We start from the raw sequence: 20831 nt of genomic DNA, 5'->3' as shown, positions 1-20831 counted from the left end.
ACTGCAGGAATCGTGCGTCTTTTTTCCGCGGGAAGTGCCGCGGCGCTGGCGTTTGGTCTCGCCATGCCGGCCTTCGCGCAGGAAGCGGCGCAGGCGCAATCAACATCCGATGAAGCCGCCGCGTCGCGTGAAATCGTGGTGACGGCGCAGTTCCGTTCGCAACGCCTGCAAGACACGCCGTTGTCGATCACGGCGGTTGATTCCAAGCTGCTGGAAGCTCGCAACCAAACCGATATTTCGCAGATCGCGGCCCAGGCGCCCAACGTCCAGCTCACGCAGATGGGCGGGGCCTTCGGATCGTCGATGGCAGCCTATATTCGCGGCATCGGCCAGTATGACTTCAACCCCGCCTACGAACCGGGCGTCGGCATCTACGTCGATGACGTCTATTTCGCGACCCTGACCGGCAGCGTCATGGACTTGCTGGACCTGGATCGCGTGGAAGTGCTGCGTGGTCCGCAGGGAACGCTGACGGGTCGGAACTCCATCGGTGGCGCGATCAAGTTGTTCTCGGCCAAGCCCGCCGCGGAAAACAGCGGCTCGGTCGAGGCGGCCTATGGTTCCCGCAACCGCATCGATTTGCGCGGAAGTGCCAATTTCAAGCTTGCCGAGGGGCTCTATGCCCGCGTTTCCGGGGTGTTCAAGCGTCAGGACGGCTATGTCAGTCAGATTGACTATGGCTGCGCGAAGCCGGGCAATGCCCTCGGTATCGCCGGCAATGCCTCCACGCCGTCGAACTGCGTTGTCGCCAAGCTTGGCGAGAAGAACTATTCGGGTCTGCGCGGGTCGCTGCGTTACAATCCCAACGACACGATCGACTGGACGGTGACCGGGGATTACACCTACGAAAACCGCACCAATGCGGCGGGTGTGCTGTCCTATTCCAACCCGGCGAAATCGGACGGGATCGATTTTACCTGCGGCCGCTATTGCACCTATGCAAGTTTCTACCTTCCGGCTGGCGGGCAGGCCGCGCAAGCCTATACCATGCCCAACACCACGAAGTTCACGGGCTGGGGCGTTTCCAGCAATCTGAACATTTCGCTGAACGATTCGCTGAAGATCCAGTCGATCACGGCCTATCGCAAATATCGCGAACAGTTTGGCACCGATGACGATTACACGCCCGATCCGCTCATTGGCGGCGCCGGCTTCAACGATCTGCGCTTCCGCTTCTTCAGCCAGGAGCTGCGCCTTAACGGCAAGATCGGCGACATGGTCGACTGGACCCTGGGTGGCTATTACAACGACCAGCAGTCGATCTACTTCACCCGGCAGGACATCCGCTATATCGGCCACGGCGCGCCGCCGCTGTTCCTGCAGTTCCTGGGCAACGATCCGGTCAACGCCAACAGCAAGGCGGCGTTCGGTACGGTCATCGTCCGGCCCGTCGAAGGGCTTACGATCACCGGTGGTCTGCGCTACACCAAGGAGCACAAGGACTACACCTTCGTTCGCAAGAACTGGAGCGGCGGTCCGCTGGTCGATATCTTCGGTGTCGGCGCGCTGGATGGTTCGGTTGCCAAGTACGATGGCCACAAGGTCGACTGGCGTATTTCGGTCGACTATCGCTTCAGCCCGCAAGTTTTGGCCTATGCGACCGTCAGCACCGGTTTCAAGGGCGGTGGTGTGACCGCGCGTCCGTTCACCAAGGCGCAGGCGAAGAACGGCACCTTCACGCCGGAAACGCTGACCGCTTACGAAGGCGGCCTGAAGACCGATCTGTTCGACCGCAAGCTGCGCCTGAACCTTTCCGGCTTCTACAACGACTACAAGAATATCCAGCTGCCGATCGGCGACTGTTCGCTGCTTGATGGCTTTGCCGTGGGGACCGATCCGTTCCCCTGCGCGGCGATCCAGAACGCGGGTGACGGGCATATGGCGGGCGCCGAGGCCGAACTGAGCGCAAGCCCGATCCCCGGTCTCGATATCGATGGTTCGCTCAGCTACATCGACGGCTCGTGGTCGCGCATCGGGCCGACGGTGGGCGGATCGATCCGTCTGGCCGATCCGATCACCACGCCGAAGTGGCGGTGGAGCCTTGGCGTGCAGTACCGCGCCGATCTCGGTTCTTCCGGTTCCATCACGCCGCGCATCGACCTGTCGCATGTGGGCAAGCAGACGATCGGGCGCCTCGCGCTGGGCGGCGGCAACTTCGGTCCGCTGGATTACAATCCGTCCTACACGTTGGCCAACGCCCGCATCACCTGGCGGAACGCAAACGAGGATCTGTCGATCTCGGTGGAAGCGCAGAACCTGTTCGACAAGTATTACTACCTGCCGTTGCGGTTCCAGGCGCTCGCGTCGTCCGCCGGCACGGCCTATTCGAACGTCGGCCGGCCACGCGAATTCGCGGTGACGGTGAACAAGAAGTTCTGATCTTCCCCGGCGCACAAACGCCAGCGAAGGGGCGGCCGGCAACGGTCGCCCCTTTTGCGTGGGTTGAGGGCGTGCTCGTGATGCGTTGGGGCGAAGAGTTGGGGCAGGGCGGCAACGATCAGGGGCGTTGCGCCCAGGCGGCGATGCGGCGTGCGTCCATCGCGCCGGAGATGCGGTCGACCTCGCGCCCGCCGGAAAACAGGATCATTGTCGGGATCGAACGGATGCCATAGCGCGCGGCCAGCGCCTGTTCGCGTTCGGTATCAACCTTCAGCAACCGTACCGAGGGTTCGAGTGCCTGCGCGGCCGAGGCGAAGGCCGGCGCCATCATCTTGCACGGACCGCACCATTCGGCCCAGAAATCGACCAGCACCGGCAACGTGCCTTTGCCCACGTGCCGGTCGAACGCGGCCAGCGTGGCGTTCACCGGCTGGCCGGTGAACAGCGGCGCCTTGCATTTGCCGCAGGTGGGATGCTGCGTCAGCCGCCCCTGCGGCACGCGGTTGGCCGCCGCACACCGGGGGCAGATGACGATTGCGGCATCGGTCGGGGACATACGGATCGTCCGTTCTGGCAATCAGCCCTTTGCCGCGAACTGGTCATAGGCCTCGACCGCCTGCGCGGCATACATCAGGCTGGGGCCTGCCCCCATGTAGAGCGCCATGCCCATGGTTTCCATGACCTCTTCGCGCGTCGCGCCGTGCTTCACCGCCGCCTGGGCGTGAAAGGCGACGCAGCCGTCGCAGCGGATCGCCACGGCGATGGCCAGCGCGATCAGCTCCTTGGTCCTGCTATCCAGCGCGCCGGCGTCGGTAGCGGCCTTGGCCATCGCCGAAAACGCCTTCATCACCTCCGGCGTGCCAAGCCGCACTTCCTTGATCGCACCGGAGAGTTCGGTTGCCATCGCTGGCCAATCCTTGTGCATCGTCGCGCTCCTTCATCGATAGCTCGTTGTAAATTACAATTGACTTATATAATGTAATTACAATATTAGCAATATCAATTGTGAGGGCGCCGCAAATCGCCCTCCGGACTCGGAAAGGACGACGAATGGTCTTTGGTTTCGGAAAGCCCCGGCATGCGGAAATCGGCGCGACCGAACTCGCGGCGCTACTGGACGATGGCAAGGCGATGGTGGTGGATGTGCGCGAGGCGGACGAGTTCGCTGCCGGTCATATTCCCGGCGCGGTCAACATGCCGCTGTCGACGTTTCAGGCTTCGCGTCTGCCCGATGCGGGTGGAAAGAAGCTGGTGCTGAATTGCCTTGGGGGCAAGCGTTCGGCGATGGCGCTCGACAAATGCGCGGTGGCGCAGGCCGCCGTCGATACGCATCTTGCCGGCGGTTTCAACGCGTGGGCTTCGGCCGGATTGCCGATCAAGCGCTGATCGATCCGGCCGAACGTCCGGCTGCAAGGGGCGCGTTTCGGGAATGCAGGCGGCGGCTCAGCCGGCCTTGCGGGCTTTCAACGCCCGCATCTCCTGCGCGCTGACCACGCCGTCGCGGTTGGTATCTGCGGCCTCGAAGGCAGGGGCGGGGCCGTCGACAAATTCGGTGCGGCTGATCCGCCCATCGCCATTGCGGTCGTAGACTTGGCGCAGCTTGACCAGACGATCGGAGTCCCACCGGCTGCGCATCAGCGCGGGCAGGTCATCGCGCGAGAAGGCGCCGTCGCCGTTGCGATCCATGCGTTGCCACTGGCTGACGCGCCAAGCGCCCAGTTCTGCGCGGCTGATCGCACCATCCCCGTTGGCATCGGCTTCGCGCAGGCGATCGGCGGCGCCTTCGGGCAGCGCGGTGGCGCGGGCAGGGGTGGCATGGGCGAGGGTGGGGATCATGGCCAGCGCGGCCAGCGCGATCGAAAGGGCTCTCATACGCTTTTCCTTTTGGCGACGGGAAAGGCGCGGGAAGCCGGAAGCTCCCCGCGCCGGAGGGATACGGAAGCGCCGGGATCAGCGGCAGGGGATCGTGGCGCCAGAGGCATCGGTGCAGGTGCCGGAATGGACGGGTTTGCCCGTTGTGGGATCGATCGTGGTCGAACCCGAATAAGAATTGCCGGTCGTGGCGCTCGTCGCCTGGGTGGAGCGGCTGCCGTTCCAGGTGCCGTCGGCAGAGCGGGTGAAGCTGCCCGCGCTGCTGGCGGACCCGCGCGCACCGCTGGCGGCGGCCTGTCCGCTGCGCGTTACGGTGCCGTCGGGCGAAACGGACGTGGACGAACCGCGATAGCCGCGGCTGCCGTTGGCGCCCCGGAACGCGCTGCCGCTGGCATGCGTCACCGTGCCGTCGGACGACTGATAGGTGCCGTGGGCGCGTCCGGCGATGCCGCGTGGCCCGGCGACGCCGGTGGCCGCGCCATTGGCGCCGCGAACGCGCACCATCCCCTGCCTTGCCTCGGCGGCGGTGGCACCGGCAAGCAGGGTGGTGGCGGCGAGCATGGCGATCATCGTGTTCATGGTCTTGCGCATCATGGTCTGGTTTCCTTTGCGTGAAAATGAACGCCGTTGACTGGCGATGGCGAGGAAATGGCAAGGCGATGTGTCATGGCAATGCCGACGAAGCGCGATGATGCGGCAAGGCGTGACACGCACGACGCGCTGTCACCATTTGTCACAGCTTGCGCGCTGGCGGCGGCCCGGCGGGAATGGCACAAGGCGGGGCATGAGCCACCGTTCGCCCCGCGTGCTTGTTGTCGACGACGATTCTGAACTGCGCGCGCTGTTGCAGCGTTTCCTGTCGGAGCATGGCTATGCCGTGCGCGCGGTGGACGGGGGCAAGGCGATGGACGCGGCGCTGCAACGCGAGCCGGCCGACGTGATCGTGCTCGATCTGATGATGCCGGGCGAGGATGGCCTGGCGGTGGTGCGCCGGCTGCGGGCTGCGGGCGATGCGACGCCGGTGATCATGCTCACCGCGCGCGGCGATCCGATCGACCGCGTGCTGGGGCTGGAGATGGGCGCCGACGATTACCTCGCCAAGCCGTTCCTGCCGCGCGAACTGGTGGCGCGGCTGGCCGCCATATTGCGCCGGTTGGGGCCGGAGCGGACCATGACGCGTGACGAGGAGCGAGAGATCGGTCCGTTCCGCATCAACTTCTCCGCGATGACGGTCAGCCGCGATGGTGCGGTGCTGCCGTTGTCCTCGCGCGAATACGCGCTGTTCGCAGCACTGGCGCGCAGCGCCGGGCGGCCGCTCAGCCGGGCGCAACTGATCGAACGCGCGCTGGGGCGCGATGCGGAAGTGACCGACCGGGCCATCGACGTGCAGATCGTGCGCCTGCGCCGCGCGATCGGCGACGACGCGGCCGATCCGCGCCATGTGCGAACGATATGGGGTGTCGGCTATGTGTTGACGGACGGGATGGCCGACCGGACGGCGGGGGGCTGAGGCGCGTGTTCCGGCGGCTGTTCCATCGCAACGTGGCGCTGCTGGTGGCGGTGGTGCTGGCGGGGCAACTGCTTGCCGGCTTTCTCGTCATGACGCTGGTGATCCGCCCGCAAGTGATCCGCGTCGCCGCCGTCACCGCTGACATGGTCACCGCGCTGTCGCAGGCGATGCGCGAAATGGACCCGGCTCGCCAGGCGGCGCTGATCGACGGGATCAACCGCGCGGGCAGCATGGCGGTGCGCCCGGCGGCGGACGTACCTTCGGACGGGCCGCGCTTTCCCACGATGGTCGAGCGGCAGTTCACGCTGACGCTCGCCTCGCGCCTGCACATGCAGGACGAACTCGTCTGGCGCACCGATACGGGTGGACGGCTATGGTTCCTGCTGCGCATGGGGCAGCGCGATTACTGGGTCAGCATCACGCCACCGCGCCAGCGTGGGGCGCTGGCCAGCCTGATGCTCGCCTCGTTCGTGGCCTTCGTGATTGCGATCGCCTGCGGACTGGCGTTGCAGCGCCGGATCGACCGGCCGCTGCGACAACTGGCGCAAAGCGTCGATGGCTACCGCGCCGATGGAGCCCAGCCGCCTCTCGACGTCTCCGGTCCGGAGGAAGTGGCCGCCGTGGCCGGGGCGCTCAACCGCATGACCGCGCGGATCGCGGGTCAGGAAGCCGAGCGCGCGCTGATGCTGGCAGGGGTCAGCCATGACTTGCGCACGCCGTTGACGCGGCTGCGCCTCTCGCTGGAAATGCTGCGCGGGCAGGACGAGGAACTGGAGGAAACCGCGCTGCGGCAGGTTGACCGGATCGAGGCGATGCTGACCCAGTTCCTCGATTTCGGCCGGGGTTTCGAGAACGAGGCGCAGGTGCCGACCGACGTGGCCGGGCTGCTGGCGCGCGCGGTGGCGGATGCCGGGCTGGTGGGCACGGTCAAGCCCGATGTCGCACCCGGGCTGACCTTCGCGCTGCGGCCGCAGGCGGTGGCGCGGGCCGTGGGCAACCTGCTGTCGAACGCGGCGCGTCACGGCGTGGCGCCGATCATGATGAGCGCTGCGGTGCAAGCGGGGGCGTTGCGGATCACGGTCAGCGATGCCGGCGCGGGCATCGCGCCGACCGCGGGCGAACAGATGCTGCGCCCCTTCGCCCGCGGCGATAGCGCGCGTGGCGGCGAGGGGACCGGGCTGGGCCTTGCCATCGTCAGCCGCGTGGCGGCCGCGCATGACGGCACGGTCACGTTCGGCCGCCGCAACGGCCGCTTCGCGGTAACGCTGCTGCTGCGCGCAACCTGATCGGAACCGCATCGCGCGGGTGCCGCGGTGTCCGGCGCGCGGCGTCGAACTTCAAAAAACAAGGCGCGGCGGGCTCACCATCGCGCGCCCATTGGCATGAGCGCGTCGCGACGGCTGGCTGCGCGTTCGTAAAGGCCTGATCTGTAGCTAAATTTTACAACATATCCATCGGAGCCTTGCTAAACTATCCAAACGGTATAATAACACTAAAAACATGAACCGAACGGAGAGGTTGAGTCGATGGCGGGATGGTCGTATCCGTTCGGAGCGGAATTGCTCGGCCGCGCGGCCGGGCTGGGGACCGCCTCGTTGCACGAAGCTGCCGGCAGGCGAGGGGCCCTACCTTTCGGTCTTAAGCCCCTTTCCGTATCTATGCTGCTTGCCGGACCCGCTTTTCCCGTACGCTCCCCGCGCGGCGATAATTTGTGGCTCCACCGTGCCATTGCGGAAGCGGAAGCCGGCGCGGTGCTCGTGGCCGATGTCGGCGCCGGCGAAGGTTACGGCCACTGGGGCGAGGTGATGGCCCGCGCCGCTGTGGCGCGGGGCCTTGCGGGCCTCGTGCTCACCGGAGGCATTCGCGACAGTCGCCAACTTGTGGAACTTGGCTTCCCGACTTTCTGCACCTCGGTCGCCATTCAGGGGACGGCGAAGGATTTCGGCGGCGATGGCGCGATCGGCGAGCCGGTTCGGCTGGGCGACGTCACTGTTCGCGCAGGCGACCTGATCGTTGGTGACGCCGATGGACTGTTTGCGATTCCGGCAGCGGAGGCGACCGCCGTCGTCGCCGCTGCCGAAGCGCGCGAAGCGGAAGAACGCACGATCTTTCGTCGTCTCGAAGCAGGCGAGACCACGCTCGACATATACCGACTTCGAAACGGAGCCATCCAAGCATGATCATCGACGCGCACGCGCACCTTGTCGCGCCCAATTCCTTTTACGCTCACCGCAGCAATCTGCTAGTGTCGGGCGGGCAATATGGCGATCATCTCAGCGCCATCGTCAGCGACAAGGATCTTGCTGCTTCCGCTGAGCAGAATGTCGCGATTATGGACGGTGTCGGGACCGACCTTCAATTGCTCTCGCCGCGGCCCTTCCTGATGGTGAACGGGACCGCGCGCTGGCATGACATCGTTGACTGGACGGTCGATAGCAACCAGCTGATAGCCCGCACCGTCAAGATGCACCCGGGCCGCTTTCGCGGCGTTGGAGCCCTGCCGCAGCAAGCCGGACGTGACGTCACCTCGCTGTTCGATGAAATAGATCGCGTCGTGAATGACCTGGGCTTCGTCGGCGTCCTGCTGAACCCGGACCCGAGTGAGGGGATGAACGCAAGCCCGCCGCTTGGCGATCCCTATTGGTATCCCCTTTACGAGAAATTGTGCGAGCTCGACCTGCCCGCGCATATCCATTCGGGGCAGTGCTGCAACGGCCGCGAGACCTATGACGAGCATTTCATGGCGGAAGAAGGCCTTGCCATCACGTCCATCTATCGCGCTGGCGTGTTCGACCGCTTTCCCGATCTTAAGCTAATGATCAGCCATGGCGGTGGCCCGATCCCCTATCAGGTCGGTCGATGGCGCTCGCACCGCGAAATGGCGCGAGCGGCCGGCCGCGTACCTCAGGATGCGCCGACGTTCGATGAAGTGCTGCGCAAATTCTGGTTCGATACGGTGCTGCATAACCCGGACTCGCTTGAACTGCTGTTCAAAACGGTTGGTCATGATCGCTGCTGCTTCGGGACCGAGCGCCCGGGCTCCGGCGGCGGGATAGACCCGGCCACCGGCCGCGCCTACGACGATATCAAGCCGCTCATCGAGGCGATCCCCGCGCTTGACGACGACGCCCGCACCGCGATTTTCGAAGGCAATGCCCGCCATCTCTTTGCGCGTCTGGATATCTAGGCATGGCGCGCATCGTTCTAGGGGCTGCGACATCGCACAGCCCGATGCTTACACTCGATGGCGAGGACTGGCACAACCGTGCGGCTGCCGATCTCCGCAATCCCCGGCTTAGCCTGGCAGACGGACAGCTCGTTGATTACGAAACCCTCGTCGCACTTCGCGGCGCTCCCTATGCCGAGGGGGTGACGCCCGAGACGTTCTGCGCCATCGCAGCGCGCTGTCAGGCGCATCTCGATCGATTGGCGGCTGAGATCGCCGAAGCCGATCCCGATGTAATCGTCGTGATCGGCGACGACCAGGAGGAGCTTTACGCCCCCGGCAACATGCCGGCGGTCGCGGTGTACTGGGGCGCCGAGATTATCACTCACAGCTTCGACGATGAACTGGCGCCCTGGCTCCAGAAGGTTGCCGAAGGCTATGGCATGGATGAAACCCATGTCTTTCCGGGGCATCCGGGCCTCGCGCTCGACATTATAGACGGGCTGATGGACCGCGAGGTCGATCTAGCGATCGCCGAGCAAGTAACCGATCCTGGGAAGTCGGGCTTCGGCCATGCCTTCGGTTTTCCGGCCGAGCGTCTGTTCGGACAGCGTCTCATTCCCATGGTGCCTGTACTTCTCAACACCTATTATCCCCCCAACGTTCCCCGGCCTGGCCGCTGCTTCGACATCGGTCGCAAGCTTCGCGAGGCGATTGAAGCGAGCCCGCTCGATCTCAAGGTGGCCGTTCTCGCCTCGGGTGGTCTCAGCCATTTCGTTGTCGAGGAAGCCCTCGATCGGCGCGTTATCGAGGGTCTAGCCGAACCGGACGGGACGATCCTGCGCAGTCTTCCGTTCGAGGCGCTCAAGGAGGGATCCTCGGAAATACTCAACTGGGTGATGACGGCTGGCGCGGTGAACCATTTTCCCCTTTCCTGGGTCGAATATGAACCGATCCGGCGAACTGCGGCCGGCACCGGGATCGGGTGTGGGTTCGCCGTCTGGAAAGACGGTGAATCATGAGCGGTCGGCGGAGCATCGCGGTGCCCGGCTTCAGCCATGGCGATCAGCCGATCCCGGCGGCGTCCCGCGTTGGCCCGCTCGTCGTTACCGGCGGGGTTTATGGTCTCGACCGGGCGCGCGGTACGATTCCCGACGATTCGGCTGCGCAGGTGCAACTCACCTTCGAAAATCTTGCGGCGATCATGGAAGCGGCGGGCGGCGATCTCGGCAGCATCGCGCGGATCACTTTTCATGTGAAGTACCCCTCCGTGCGAGCGGCGATCAACGCGGAATGGCTGCGGCATTTTCCCGATCCCGAAAGCCGTCCGGCGCGGCACACGCTGGCCAACGAAGGACTGGCGGCAAACATGCTTCTTCAATGTGACGCGATCGGCTGGATCGCGGACTGACACCGACAGGGCAGGATCGATGACGACGAGAGATTTCAAAACAAGGCTGCTGGCGCTCGATACCCCGACACTGTCCGATGCGCTCGATGCGCTCGGGCTTCCGGGCGCAATCCACGGTCTCCTCCCGCTAACGGCGCGTGCGCGTATTGCCGGTCGGGTGCGCACGGTGCGCCTTGGCGCTCCGGTCGCAGGGCGGCCGAAGGTTCATCTTGGCGCCGGCGCGATCGTGGCGGCAAAGGCAGGCGATATCATCGTTGTCGAGCATCGGGGACGTGTCGACGTATCGGGCTGGGGAGGCCTGCTATCGCGTGGCGCGATCGCGCGGGGCATCGAAGGCGTGATCGTCGACGGCGCGGTGCGCGATATCGACGAGGCGTCCGAACTTGGTTTCCCCGTTTATGCACGTGCCGGCGTGCCTGTCACCGCGCGCGGTCGTGTGGCCGAACTCGCGCATGGGGAGCCGATCACGGTTGCAGGCCTCGCGGTGAGGGAGGGGGACTGGGTTATCGCCGATGCGAGCGGCGTGGTGTTCCTGGCCGCGGATAGCCTCGAGAAAATTCTGGCGATGGCCGAGCGGATCTTCGCACGCGAACAAATGATGGCCCGCGACATCGCGGCTGGTGTGCCGATCGACGAAGTGATGGGCACCGATTACGAAGATATGCTCGTAGAGGATGCGCTATGAGCGGGGCCGACATTTCGACGCGGCTTCGCGCGGTCGGAACCACCGCGCTTTCCGACGCGCTTGATAAACTCGCCATCCCTGGACAGATTTTGGGCCTTGCACCCGTCGTTCGGACCATGGGCTTCGCCGGGCCTGCCTTCACCATCCAGATGCTCCCTGTGGGCATCACCGGCGGGAGTGTCGGCGACTATATAGATGACGTCGCCGCGGGCGAAGTCGTGCTGATCGCGAACGACGGCCGCATGGATGCGACTGTCTGGGGCGACATCCTGACCTTTGTCGCATCGACCAAGGGTGTTGCCGGCACCGTTATCGATGGCGTTTGCCGGGACAGTGATCGCTGCGTTGAGCTCGCCTATCCGGTGTTCGCGCGTGGCAGTACGATGCGAACGGGCAAGGACCGTGTAACCGCCCACGCGTTCAACGTCGCTGTCGAGGTCGCCTCGGTCCGGATCGAGCCGGGAGACTGGCTGGTCGGCGATGCCGATGGCGTTGTCGCGATCCCGAAGGACCGGGTCGCCGAGGTGGCCGAGATCGCTGAAAGGATCGAGGCGGTCGAGGAGCAGATCCGTGACCTTGTGCGCGGCGGGATGCGGCTCGACGAGGCGCGGCGGGCGCTCAACTACCATCTGCTCCAGACCCCGAATTCTTGAGCGAGGAAGCATGAGAAAGGTCGGTCTTATCCTATATCAAATTTACCATATGGAATATTTTTAGATTAAAAATAGAATTTTTTGTGAAAATAATTGGCAAGGGAGAGAGAGATGAAAATTTCGTTGGGACTGCTGGTCAGCGTGTCCATCGCGGGAATTGCGACGCCGGCGGCTGCGCAGTCGGATAGAACGAGCCCGGGCGACAGCGTGGCAGCGGCAGATGGCGGCGAAGACGCCATCGTGGTGACCGCGCTCAAGCGCAGCACGAATCTTCAGGATACCGCCGCGACCATTCAGGCCATCAGCGGCAACGAGGTGCAGGCCGCTCAGATCGTGGACGTCACCAATGTCGGCAGACTGGTTCCAAGCATGCAAATTTACACGAGTCCGCTCGGCAATCCCGCGCTCTTCCTTTACGGCATGGGGACGGCTGGTGCTGGCACGACGTTCGAACAGTCGGTAATGCCCTTCTTCAACGGCGTCGCTAACGGCCACGGCCGCTCGATGTTGATCGGCACCTACGATTTGCAGAGCATCGAAGTGGTGAAGGGGACGCAGGCCATCCTGGGCAAGAATGCGAGCTTGGGGGCCATCCTCGTCAACAGCCAGAAGCCGCGCAGCAAGTTCGAGGCGGCCTTGACGGGCCGGTACGAGTTCGAACTGGATTCGGTCTATGGCGAGGGCATGGTCAACGTACCTGTGTCTGACAGCCTAAAGTTCCGCTTCGCCGGGCAATATCGTGACGACGGCGGTTGGATTCGCAATGCCACGCTCAACCGCGACGAAACCGCAATCAAGAGCTATAGTGGCCGAGCGTCGGCGCAGTGGACTCCCGCTTCCAACTTTACGCTCGACCTCGTCTATCAATACGATCATCGGAGCGCCAAAGGCAGTTCCTACGTTCCCGTATCTTTCGTGGCGCATCCCTTCCTCCCCACCGCGCCAGGCCGGACCAATTTCAGCGGCGCGACGGGTCCTTATGGTCCGACGGGAGACGAGTATCGGAGCCACCGTGTCAGCAGCACCGCTGTTCTCGACCTCGATGGCGTCACGATGACAGCGATCACGGGGTATCAGAAATATGACGCGGCAAGCTCGATCGATGCCGATCTGTTGCCGACGGCGCTCTTTGCGGCTCGCTTCGAGGAGCGCGACAGACTTTTCTCGCAGGAATTGCGTCTGGCTTCGGACGAAGGCGGTGCCTTCAACTGGCTGTTTGGTGGTTATTTCGGCCATGATAAATTCTCGACCCCGATTTTTGCGCGAACCGCGATCGGCAGTACCGATTTCGCCTTCGACCAGGTGACGAAAACGCTCTCGGCCTTCGCCAGTTCGAGTTACGCGCTGACCGATCAGTTCGAGCTTTCGGGGGGCGTCCGCGTTACCAGCGAGCAGAAACGGGCGGTTATCGGAAACACCCGCATTGTTGCCGGCCCCTATTCCAATTCCTCGCAGCCGCCGTTTCCTGCCACCCTCGTCAAGCGCGCCCGCACGACCGTGGATTATAGCGTTTCCGCCAAGTACGAGTTTAGCCCCGAGCTCATGGCTTATGTTTCCTATGGCCAGGGGACGAAATCGGGCGGCTTCAACAATCAGCCGAAACCGGCCCCGACGTATGAGGCGTTCCGTTCAGGCGCGCAGTTCAGCGAAGAAACCGCGCACACCCTTGAGGTCGGCGTGAAATATACCATTCCGGGTATTGGCTACGTGAACCTTTCCGGCTTCCGAGTTCGCGTCGATAATTTCCAGAATGCGGTCGCGGATGGCGCGCTGCTGATCTATCGCTCTCTCAATCAGCGATCGGACGGCTTTACGCTCGATGCAATGGTCCGCCCGATTGACGGCCTGAGCCTCAACGCCACCGTCACTTACGCCGACACGCATGACACATCGAACGATTTGCCACTGAGCTTTTCACCGAAATGGAGTGGCAATCTCGGTGCCACATATTCGCGTGATCTTGGGGGTGTGAGCCTGACGACAGGGGTGGATCTGGAATGGCGGAGTTCGCAATTCTACCGTCCGCCGAGCTCGTCCAATCCGCCGGCGAGCGAATTTCTCTATAACTTCGGGTCGGCGCAGCGTCTCAACGCCAGGGTTGCGCTCGGCTTCGCGGACGGACGCTACGAGGTTGCGCTTCTTGGCCGAAACCTCACAAACAACCTCATTATAGACAACGCCTACAACGCTCCGCCATTTTATACGGGCTATGCCGCGAGCATCGAGAAGCCGCGGACAATCGCGGCCCAGTTTACGTTGCGCTACTGATAACCTCGGACGCACTGCGAGGGAAACTGACGCCTCGGCCGTTTAGCGCGGCCGGGGCGTTTCATCGTGCGGCGATCGATGCGGTGGTGCGCAGCGGTCTGAAACGTGAAAGTCTGGGAACGGGCCTGTTGTCGGCTACCGCTAATTCACGCGGCGATCGAAACCCTGCCAATAGGGCTCGCGCAAATTCTTCTTCAATACCTTGCCCGAGGCATTGCGGGGCAGGGCATCGACGACGTCGATGCTTTTGGGCGCCTTGAACGCGGCAAGCGAGGCACGGGTGAAAGCGATCAATTCCGCCTCGTCGATCGCGCGTCCCGCTGTTGGGACAATAATGGCCTTTACGGCTTCACCCCATTTAGCGTCCGGCACGCCGATGACGGCGGCCTCCGCAACGGACGGATGCCCGTAGAGCACGGCTTCGACTTCGGCCGGGTAGACATTCTCGCCTCCGCTGCAGACCATGTCCTTCACCCGGTCGCAGATGAAGAGATAGCCGTCGTCATCGAGATAGCCCGCGTCGCCGGTCCGAAGCCAGTTCTCACTGTCCACGGTATGCGCTGTTGCCTCCGGGAGATGCCAGTATCCGTGCATGTTGGCGTCAGACCGGACCAAGATTTCACCGATTGCTCCCGCGGGCAGTATTCCGCCCGCGTCGTCGACGATCCGGATCTCGACTCCCGGCAGAGCCTTGCCTGCGGACATCATGCGCCGGTTGCCCTCCGGATCGTGATCCTCAGCGCCGAGAGCTACGACCGTGCCGGCAGTTTCGGTCATGCCATATTGCTGGACAAGCCCGGCCCCGATGACCTCGATCGCCTCCTTGAGCAGCGGCAACGGCATCGGCGAAGCGCCGTAGAGGATGTGGCGGACGCGGGAAAAGTCGGTCGTCTGCGCCTCGGGATGCCGCACAAGGATCTGCAGCGCCGTCGGCACGATGAAGAATTTGCTCACTCGCTCTTCGCGAATGCTCTCGAGCACGATCTCGGGCGAAAATTCCCGCACTACAAGACCGCTTGCCCCATGATAGAGTGACATCAGCCCGTAGCCCGTTCCGCCGATATGCGAGATGGGCATGGCTATCAGCGCGACTTCGTCGTCTCCCCACAGGTCCCACTCGATACCCGCTTCGGCGCAGCGGACGCGCATCGCGAAGATGTTGCGGGCGGTCAGCATCACGCCCTTGGGTCTGCCCGTCGTGCCCGACGTGTATAGCTGCAGAAAGACCGTGTCGGGCCGGTCGATCGGCGGGACTTCATGGTGCGCGCCGACATGTTCGATATAGTCGGCCAACCCCGCCGCGCGGCCCCCGCCGGGCAGCGTGGCGATCTTCTGCAGGAACGGCAGACGCAGGCCGACCGAGGCGGCAGTCTGTGCCATTTCCTCATCGGCGAACAGCAGCGTCGCGCCGGTGTCGGCGAGGATATATTCGATCTCGGGCTCGGCCAGGCGCCAGCTGACCGGTACCATCACCGCGCCGAGACGGGACGCGGCGTAGAGCAGCACAAAATAGGCCGGGTGGTTCTTGCCGAGATAGGCGATATGATGGCCTCCGCGGACACCGTCGGCGTGCAGGGCAGCCGCCGTCCTCCTCACCATGTCGGCAAGCGAGGCATAACTCAGGCTCTCGCCCTCGAATTTCAAGGCGGTCCGGTCGGGAGCGGCTTCGGCCTGGCGCGCGATCAAGCCGCTGACGGTCGGGATGGTTGCTGCGGACGGCGCGGAATCGGGGTGGGTGGGGGCGTATGTCATGACAATGTTCCTGCAGACAGCTCAACAGCCGGAGCTTGGACCGGGAGGTGGCGGCGATTTGAGCAGTAGCGCGAGGTCGTTACCTACAGCTGCCAGCGTGCCTGCATCGATCAGGTAGCCGCGCTGGAGCAGGCGCCGGACCACCTGCACGTCGCGCGGACGGTTGACCGCAACAAGGCCGGAAAGGCGGCCTTCGTCAAAATAGCACCAGCTTCCCTCGCCCCTCTCCGGAGTTGCGACCGCGACGCTTTCGGCTCCGGCGACCGTGCCGAGGATCTGCACATTAACATCATACTGATCCGACCAGAACCAGGCTGGCGATCGTTCGGGTCTCGGCAAGCCGAGGATCGCGGCGGCGGCGACCTCTGCCTGCTCATTGGCATTGGCCCAGGATTCGGTCCGCGATTTCGCGCCCCGCTCTTCGGCGACGTCGCCCGCAGCGAAGATGGCGGGATCACACGTCCGTCCATCGGCATCCACGAGGATTCCGGACGCGGTTTCGATCCCCGCCCGGGCCGCCAGATCGATATTGGGAAGCATACCGATTCCGACCAGCACAAGATCGGCGGGCAGCCGCTCTCCGCTGCCCAGCACAACCTCTTCCACGCAGCCGGTGCCTGCAATGGCGCTGAGAGTCTCGTTGCAACGGATATGGGTGCCTCGCGCGCGATGAAGTTCGAGAAGGAAGGTGGCCGGCGCCTCGGGCAGACCGCGCGTGCAAAGGCGCGGGGCAGCCTCGATAACGGTTACATCGAGCCCGGCCATTCGCGCCGAAGCCGCGACTTCGAGGCCGATCCAGCCGCCGCCAGCGACGACGAGCCGCCGCCCAGGCACGAGGCTCGCCTTCAGACGAGAGGCATCAGCAAGCGTGCGCAGCGAAAACACGCCGTCAAGGTGCGCACCTGGTATGTTCAGGGCTCGCGCGCGCCCGCCCGTCGCAAGCACAAGATGATCCCAAGCCAGCACAGAGCCGCCTTCGGTTCGGACGCTGCGAGACGCGCGATCGACGGTGACCACCTTGTCGATAATCCAGGTGACGCCGAGGTCCGCCAGGTCGCTCGGCGATCCCAAATAGGCATCGTCAGCTGCCATGGATCCCAAGAGTATCCCTTTCGACAGCGGAGGCCGCTCATAGGGGGGATGAGGCTCCTCGCCGACAAGGGTAATGCGGTCGGCGAATCCATCGCGGCGTAGCGCCTTGGCGACCATCCAGCTTGCCTGCCCACCGCCGACGAGCAGCACGGAGGTGCCGGAGCCCCCGGTCGGCAGGTCGCTTGCCGCCGTCCCTTGACCAAGCATTGTCTCTCCCCATCGGTCAAAAATTATTCCGACATGATATGTTTGTTGGCATTAGACTATCCAAAAGGAAAATAATTGTCTAGATCGCTTCGCGTCATTGATCGAGCGAAACGGCTGCGACGAGGGGAGGCGATATGGCGCAGGGAGATGAGATGGGCGAGGGGGGCGCTGCCTACGGAGCGCTTGCCGTCCTGACCCTCGTTCTCGTTGTTTGCAATGTCGACCGTATGATCATAGCGATCCTGTTTGATCCTATAAAAACTGAATTCCAGCTTCAGGACTGGCAGCTGGGCATGCTGTCGGGGCTCGCATTCACCCTTTTCTATGGCTTCGGAAGCCTCGCGATCGCCCGTCTCGCCGAAACCCGAAACCGTGTCGCCATTCTCGCGGTGGCGCTCGCGATGTGGAGCGTGCTGACGATGATTTGCGGCCTCGTGACCTCCTATCTGCAACTCCTGTTTTTGCGCATGGGTATCGGATTGGCCGAGTCGGGTTGCCAGCCGGCCTCGCACAGCCTGATTTCGGATATCTTCGACGAGACGCGGCGTCCCTTCGCCACCGGCATCTACGCCGCCGGCGCCCTGGCTGGCGGTCTCGTTGCGCTTCCCCTTGGCGGGCTGCTTGCCGAAAAACACGGCTGGCGCGCCGCGCTGCTGATCGTGGGCGCGCCGGGACTGCTCCTGGTGCTGGCGCTTCGCCTGATGGTTCGCGATCCGCGCAACGCCGCAATCTCTGTGCCGCGCGCGCAAGAAAACGCCGGGGCGGCCTTTCGGGCCATTTTCGCGCAACGAGCCACGCGCAACACGATCCTGGGCGCCATCCTCTACGCCATGGCAAGCGCTGCCTTCCTGTCCTTTGGCCCCGCTTTTCTGATGCGCAAATTCTCGATTACAGCCGCCGAGGCTGGCCTCTATTTTGCCGTGCTGGCAGGCGTGCCCGCGATTGCGACCAATATCGCTGTTGGCTGGATAGCGAGCCGCCTTGCACGTCGGAACCGGGCCTGGCTGCAATGGATAGCGGTAATCGGGTGCGTAGCCGCTATCCCGGCGTCCGTGGTGCTCCTTCTTGCATCGACGCTCAAACTGGCGCTCGCCGGACTCGTTCTGCAGTCGAGCTTTTCGGTCTGCTGGCTCGGACCGTCGATTGCGGCGGTGCAGATCGCTGCCGGGGCCGAACGCCGCGCTACGGCGGCCGCCTGTCTTGTCGCCAGTTACACGGTCATCGGCTTTGGTTCTGGTCCGGTGCTGGCAGGCGCGATCAGCGATCTTCTCGAACCCTCGCTTGGCGCACGCGCGCTCGGTGGCGGACTGCTTGCCTTGCAACCTTTCGCCTTGTGGGCGGCGATCCATTTTCTTCGGGCGGCCGCAGCGCTGCGCCAGCCCACAACCTTGAAGGAGGCATGATGCGCGCGCTTCTCAGCCGCACTCCCGGCGGACCCGACAGCTTGACCGTCGAAACCATCGACGATCCGGAATGCGGACCCGGCGATGTCGTGATCGACGTCCACGCCTGCGGCATCAATTACCCCGATCTTCTGCTGATCGAGGATAAGTATCAGTTCCGGCCGCAGCGGCCATTTGCACCCGGCGGCGAGGTCGCCGGCGTGATCCGGCGCGTCGGGGTGGCCGTAACCGATCACCGCGCGGGCGACCGCGTGATCGGCTTGACCGGTTGGAACGGCATGGCCGAGCAGGTCACCTGCCCGGCCGGTAAGTGCGTGCGACTGCCGGATGCCATGCCCTTCTCCGAAGGGGCAGCATTTCTGGGGACCTACGGCACCTCCTACCATGCGTTGAAGCAACGTGCCGCTCTGAAGCGGGGAGAAAGCCTTCTCGTGCTGGGCGCGGCAGGCGGAGTCGGGATCGCGGCGGTGGAACTGGCGAAAGCCATGGGCGCTTACGTTGTCGCGGCTGCATCCAGCCCGCTCAAGGTCGCTTTTGCGCTTGGCAAGGGCGCGGACAGCGGCCTTGTTTATCCCTCGAAGGTCGACGATAGCCGGGCACTGGCAAGCCTGTTCCGCGAGGCAGCCCCCGCGTCCGGTTTCGATGTCGTCTACGATGCGGTCGGTGGCAGCTACGCCGAGGCCGCCTTCCGGTCGCTCGATTGGGGCGGTCGTCACCTTGTGGTCGGATTTCCGGCTGGCATTCCTGCTTTGCCGCTCAATCTGCCACTGCTCAAGGGCGCGTCGGCCATCGGTGTGTTCTACGGCGCGTTCACCGAGAAGGAACCAGCTGCATCCGCCGAGAATATCGAGGAACTGTTCACCTTGTACGGGGAAGGGCACATCCGCCCGGCAATCTCGGAGCTTGTCTCGCTGGAGGATGCGGCAGGCGCCCTAGTGCGTCTCGCGTCGCGCGAGGCGAAAGGCAAGCTCGTGGTGTGCTTGCGATGACCGGGCAGCCGGCGACAACGCGGGATAATGCGGCCGAGGCGGTGGCGGCGCTAGAGCAGGGAGCCTCCGCCGAGCAAGACAAGCTCGCGGCTTTGCTGAGCCCGCTCCTGGAGCGCGCCCGGCTAGGCGCACTCGATCGACACTCCTTGACCCGCCTTACAGGGGGGGCAAGCCAGCAAAGCTGGGCTTTTGTCGCGGCAGATGCCGCCGCCGAACGCCGTGCCTATGTTCTTCGCAGGCTTCCGGAAGATGCCCCGCTTCTCGATAATGCGATCGGCCCCGAATGCGAAGCCGCCGCGATCGCGGCGGCAAAGCGCGCCGGGGTTCCGGTACCCGCCGTGCGTCACGTGCTGGTGCCAAGCGACGGCCTCGGCCGGGGGTTCATATCCGAGCGGGTCGAAGGCGAGACGATTCCCCGTCGGATTCAGCGCGACCCGGCCTTCAGCGAAGTACGGCCACGCCTGGCGGCCGAGTGCGGCGCGATCCTCGCGCGGCTTCACCAGGCGGACATGCGGAGTGTCGCTGGCCTGCCGCACCTGCCCCCCCGTGCAAAGCTCGAACGGCTAAGGATGCTTTATCGCCGGCTCGCCTTCCGCCGCCCGGTCTTCGAAGCTGCGTTCCGCTGGCTGGAGGATAACATGCCGACCCATGACGCGACGCGCGGACCGGCGCTCGTGCACGGCGACTTTCGTCTTGGCAACCTGATCATCGACACGAACGGCGTCGCCGCCGTGCTCGACTGGGAGATGGCGCATGTCGGGGATCCTGCCGAGGATCTCGGGTGGCTTACGGTCAATAGCTGGCGCTTCGGAAATCGGTCCCTACCTGTCGGCGGTCTTGGCACCGAGGCGGATCTCCTTGCCGGATACATCCGGGAAGGCGGCGTGGAGATCGCGCCCCCAGATCTGGCATTCTGGCGGATATTCGGCTCGCTCAACTGGGGTATCGGCTGCATCGAGATGTCTCTTCCACAAGGGTCGGATGTACTTCCGAGCATCGAACGCGCGATGATCGGCCGGCGATCCTCAGAAGCCGAAATCGACATCCTCGACGAACTGTTGGTGCTGCAATGACCCATGACAGCCTCCCCGCCGTCCCCGATATTCTCGCGGCAGCTACCCGCTTCCTTCGCGACGATCTGTTGCCGAGATTGAGTGCCGGCGATGCGTTCAATGTTCGAGTGACGGTCAATGCGCTCGATCTTGTTGGCCGTGAAATCGCGCAGCGTGCTGTCGCCGAGGCAGCAGAGCAACGGCGCCTCGAAGCAGCGCTGGGTAGAAGCGGCCTCCTTGGCGAATTGCGCGATGACCTGTGCGACCTCATTGCGGCCGATGCGGATGCCTTGGGCAACCCGGAGGTGCGCGAGATCCTGCGGGAGACTACTCTCGACCGGCTCGCAATAGATCAGCCGGGCTACTCGGGCTACAGGGCGGCGCGCGGCTGA

21 protein-coding genes are annotated in these 20831 nt (G+C 64.1%); 15 read left to right on the top strand and 6 right to left on the bottom strand.

What is annotated here, in order from left to right:
* Positions 1 to 12 precede the first annotated feature (12 nt).
* Positions 13 to 2379, top strand: a complete 2367-nt coding sequence (locus B3547_RS15535; protein ID WP_292964515.1) for a TonB-dependent receptor — start codon at positions 13 to 15, stop codon at positions 2377 to 2379.
* A gap of 118 nt (positions 2380 to 2497) precedes the next feature.
* On the opposite strand, the gene trxC is transcribed toward B3547_RS15535, so the two are convergent.
* Both trxC and B3547_RS15525 read right to left on the bottom strand, forming a co-directional pair.
* Positions 2498 to 2935 (bottom strand): thioredoxin TrxC, encoded by a 438-nt coding sequence (gene trxC / locus B3547_RS15530; protein ID WP_124807783.1) that lies wholly within the window; start codon positions 2933 to 2935, stop codon positions 2498 to 2500.
* A 21-nt stretch (positions 2936 to 2956) separates the two neighbouring features.
* Positions 2957 to 3304, bottom strand: coding sequence for a carboxymuconolactone decarboxylase family protein (locus B3547_RS15525; protein WP_124807782.1), 348 nt, complete (start codon positions 3302 to 3304; stop codon positions 2957 to 2959).
* A gap of 125 nt (positions 3305 to 3429) precedes the next feature.
* Here B3547_RS15525 and B3547_RS15520 point away from each other — a divergent pair, with 125 nt between their 5' ends.
* Complete coding sequence (locus tag B3547_RS15520; RefSeq protein WP_124807781.1) at positions 3430 to 3765, top strand: rhodanese-like domain-containing protein; 336 nt, start codon at positions 3430 to 3432, stop codon at positions 3763 to 3765.
* A gap of 57 nt (positions 3766 to 3822) precedes the next feature.
* On the opposite strand, the gene B3547_RS15515 is transcribed toward B3547_RS15520, so the two are convergent.
* Both B3547_RS15515 and B3547_RS15510 read right to left on the bottom strand, forming a co-directional pair.
* Entirely contained in the window at positions 3823 to 4251 is a 429-nt protein-coding gene (locus B3547_RS15515) for an EF-hand domain-containing protein (RefSeq protein WP_292964512.1), read from the bottom strand.
* A gap of 78 nt (positions 4252 to 4329) precedes the next feature.
* A complete protein-coding gene (locus tag B3547_RS15510; RefSeq protein ID WP_125954816.1) occupies positions 4330 to 4845 on the bottom strand; it encodes a hypothetical protein in 516 nt (171 codons plus the stop codon).
* A 190-nt stretch (positions 4846 to 5035) separates the two neighbouring features.
* On the opposite strand from B3547_RS15510, the gene B3547_RS15505 reads away from it, so the two are divergent.
* The 9 genes from B3547_RS15505 (at position 5036) to B3547_RS15465 (ending at position 13944) form a co-directional block, all read left to right on the top strand.
* Positions 5036 to 5761 (top strand): response regulator, encoded by a 726-nt coding sequence (locus tag B3547_RS15505; protein WP_292964510.1) that lies wholly within the window; start codon positions 5036 to 5038, stop codon positions 5759 to 5761.
* 5 nt (positions 5762 to 5766) lie between these two features.
* Complete coding sequence (locus B3547_RS15500) at positions 5767 to 7047, top strand: ATP-binding protein (RefSeq protein ID WP_292964508.1); 1281 nt, start codon at positions 5767 to 5769, stop codon at positions 7045 to 7047.
* Positions 7048 to 7287: 240 nt separating this feature from the next.
* Positions 7288 to 7941 (top strand): RraA family protein, encoded by a 654-nt coding sequence (locus tag B3547_RS15495; RefSeq protein ID WP_124807776.1) that lies wholly within the window; start codon positions 7288 to 7290, stop codon positions 7939 to 7941.
* Positions 7938 to 8948 carry an amidohydrolase family protein gene (locus B3547_RS15490; protein ID WP_292964505.1) on the top strand — a complete coding sequence of 337 codons (1011 nt, stop codon included), beginning with the start codon at positions 7938 to 7940 and terminating at the stop codon, positions 8946 to 8948. Before B3547_RS15495 ends, B3547_RS15490 begins: the two co-directional genes overlap by 4 nt.
* A gap of 2 nt (positions 8949 to 8950) precedes the next feature.
* Positions 8951 to 9949 (top strand): hypothetical protein, encoded by a 999-nt coding sequence (locus tag B3547_RS15485; protein ID WP_292964504.1) that lies wholly within the window; start codon positions 8951 to 8953, stop codon positions 9947 to 9949.
* A complete protein-coding gene (locus B3547_RS15480) occupies positions 9946 to 10338 on the top strand; it encodes a RidA family protein (protein WP_292964503.1) in 393 nt (130 codons plus the stop codon). Before B3547_RS15485 ends, B3547_RS15480 begins: the two co-directional genes overlap by 4 nt.
* A 19-nt stretch (positions 10339 to 10357) precedes the next feature.
* On the top strand, positions 10358 to 11023 hold the full coding sequence (locus tag B3547_RS15475; protein WP_292964501.1) for an RraA family protein: 666 nt from the start codon (positions 10358 to 10360) through the stop codon (positions 11021 to 11023).
* Positions 11020 to 11676 (top strand): RraA family protein, encoded by a 657-nt coding sequence (locus tag B3547_RS15470; protein ID WP_124807771.1) that lies wholly within the window; start codon positions 11020 to 11022, stop codon positions 11674 to 11676. Before B3547_RS15475 ends, B3547_RS15470 begins: the two co-directional genes overlap by 4 nt.
* Before the next feature lie 111 nt (positions 11677 to 11787).
* Positions 11788 to 13944 (top strand): TonB-dependent receptor, encoded by a 2157-nt coding sequence (locus tag B3547_RS15465; RefSeq protein ID WP_292964499.1) that lies wholly within the window; start codon positions 11788 to 11790, stop codon positions 13942 to 13944.
* A 141-nt stretch (positions 13945 to 14085) separates the two neighbouring features.
* Here the strand turns inward: B3547_RS15465 and B3547_RS15460 are convergent, their stop codons facing one another.
* Both B3547_RS15460 and B3547_RS15455 read right to left on the bottom strand, forming a co-directional pair.
* Positions 14086 to 15696 (bottom strand): long-chain-fatty-acid--CoA ligase, encoded by a 1611-nt coding sequence (locus tag B3547_RS15460; protein WP_292964497.1) that lies wholly within the window; start codon positions 15694 to 15696, stop codon positions 14086 to 14088.
* A 21-nt stretch (positions 15697 to 15717) separates the two neighbouring features.
* Complete coding sequence (locus B3547_RS15455; RefSeq protein ID WP_292964496.1) at positions 15718 to 16995, bottom strand: NAD(P)/FAD-dependent oxidoreductase; 1278 nt, start codon at positions 16993 to 16995, stop codon at positions 15718 to 15720.
* Between the two features lie 134 nt (positions 16996 to 17129).
* Between B3547_RS15455 and B3547_RS15450 the strand changes: the two genes are divergently transcribed.
* Genes B3547_RS15450 through B3547_RS15435 form a run of 4 tightly spaced genes read left to right on the top strand, consistent with a single transcriptional unit; the run spans position 17130 to position 20831 of the window.
* Positions 17130 to 18398: an MFS transporter gene (locus B3547_RS15450; RefSeq protein ID WP_292964495.1), complete on the top strand. Its 1269-nt coding sequence runs from the start codon at positions 17130 to 17132 to the stop codon at positions 18396 to 18398.
* Complete coding sequence (locus B3547_RS15445; protein ID WP_349676496.1) at positions 18395 to 19387, top strand: NADPH:quinone oxidoreductase family protein; 993 nt, start codon at positions 18395 to 18397, stop codon at positions 19385 to 19387. Before B3547_RS15450 ends, B3547_RS15445 begins: the two co-directional genes overlap by 4 nt.
* Positions 19384 to 20460, top strand: coding sequence for a phosphotransferase family protein (locus tag B3547_RS15440; RefSeq protein ID WP_292964494.1), 1077 nt, complete (start codon positions 19384 to 19386; stop codon positions 20458 to 20460). The genes B3547_RS15445 and B3547_RS15440 overlap by 4 nt, the downstream gene beginning before the upstream one ends.
* Positions 20457 to 20831 carry a DUF6285 domain-containing protein gene (locus B3547_RS15435; RefSeq protein WP_124807765.1) on the top strand — a complete coding sequence of 125 codons (375 nt, stop codon included), beginning with the start codon at positions 20457 to 20459 and terminating at the stop codon, positions 20829 to 20831. The genes B3547_RS15440 and B3547_RS15435 overlap by 4 nt, the downstream gene beginning before the upstream one ends.

The organism is Novosphingobium sp. UBA1939 (assembly GCF_002336885.1).
Taxonomy (GTDB): Bacteria; Pseudomonadota; Alphaproteobacteria; order Sphingomonadales; family Sphingomonadaceae; genus Novosphingobium.
This window is presented reverse-complemented; position numbering and strand designations above follow the sequence as displayed.

Excerpts from the sequence above, each read along its gene's own strand:
- B3547_RS15480 (WP_292964503.1), top strand. The coding sequence starts at position 9,946 with ATGAGCGGTCGGCGGAGCATCGCGGTGCCCGGCTTCAGCCATGGCGAT.
- B3547_RS15440 (WP_292964494.1), top strand. The coding sequence starts at position 19,384 with ATGACCGGGCAGCCGGCGACAACGCGGGATAATGCGGCCGAGGCGGTG.
- B3547_RS15505 (WP_292964510.1), top strand. The coding sequence starts at position 5,036 with ATGAGCCACCGTTCGCCCCGCGTGCTTGTTGTCGACGACGATTCTGAA.
- B3547_RS15515 (WP_292964512.1), bottom strand. The coding sequence starts at position 4,251 with ATGAGAGCCCTTTCGATCGCGCTGGCCGCGCTGGCCATGATCCCCACC.
- B3547_RS15450 (WP_292964495.1), top strand. The coding sequence starts at position 17,130 with ATGGCGCAGGGAGATGAGATGGGCGAGGGGGGCGCTGCCTACGGAGCG.
- B3547_RS15475 (WP_292964501.1), top strand. The coding sequence starts at position 10,358 with ATGACGACGAGAGATTTCAAAACAAGGCTGCTGGCGCTCGATACCCCG.
- trxC (WP_124807783.1), bottom strand. The coding sequence starts at position 2,935 with ATGTCCCCGACCGATGCCGCAATCGTCATCTGCCCCCGGTGTGCGGCG.
- B3547_RS15525 (WP_124807782.1), bottom strand. The coding sequence starts at position 3,304 with ATGCACAAGGATTGGCCAGCGATGGCAACCGAACTCTCCGGTGCGATC.
- B3547_RS15470 (WP_124807771.1), top strand. The coding sequence starts at position 11,020 with ATGAGCGGGGCCGACATTTCGACGCGGCTTCGCGCGGTCGGAACCACC.
- B3547_RS15460 (WP_292964497.1), bottom strand. The coding sequence starts at position 15,696 with ATGACATACGCCCCCACCCACCCCGATTCCGCGCCGTCCGCAGCAACC.
- B3547_RS15465 (WP_292964499.1), top strand. The coding sequence starts at position 11,788 with ATGAAAATTTCGTTGGGACTGCTGGTCAGCGTGTCCATCGCGGGAATT.
- B3547_RS15495 (WP_124807776.1), top strand. The coding sequence starts at position 7,288 with ATGGCGGGATGGTCGTATCCGTTCGGAGCGGAATTGCTCGGCCGCGCG.
- B3547_RS15485 (WP_292964504.1), top strand. The coding sequence starts at position 8,951 with ATGGCGCGCATCGTTCTAGGGGCTGCGACATCGCACAGCCCGATGCTT.
- B3547_RS15520 (WP_124807781.1), top strand. The coding sequence starts at position 3,430 with ATGGTCTTTGGTTTCGGAAAGCCCCGGCATGCGGAAATCGGCGCGACC.
- B3547_RS15455 (WP_292964496.1), bottom strand. The coding sequence starts at position 16,995 with ATGCTTGGTCAAGGGACGGCGGCAAGCGACCTGCCGACCGGGGGCTCC.
- B3547_RS15435 (WP_124807765.1), top strand. The coding sequence starts at position 20,457 with ATGACCCATGACAGCCTCCCCGCCGTCCCCGATATTCTCGCGGCAGCT.
- B3547_RS15490 (WP_292964505.1), top strand. The coding sequence starts at position 7,938 with ATGATCATCGACGCGCACGCGCACCTTGTCGCGCCCAATTCCTTTTAC.
- B3547_RS15510 (WP_125954816.1), bottom strand. The coding sequence starts at position 4,845 with ATGATGCGCAAGACCATGAACACGATGATCGCCATGCTCGCCGCCACC.
- B3547_RS15445 (WP_349676496.1), top strand. The coding sequence starts at position 18,395 with ATGATGCGCGCGCTTCTCAGCCGCACTCCCGGCGGACCCGACAGCTTG.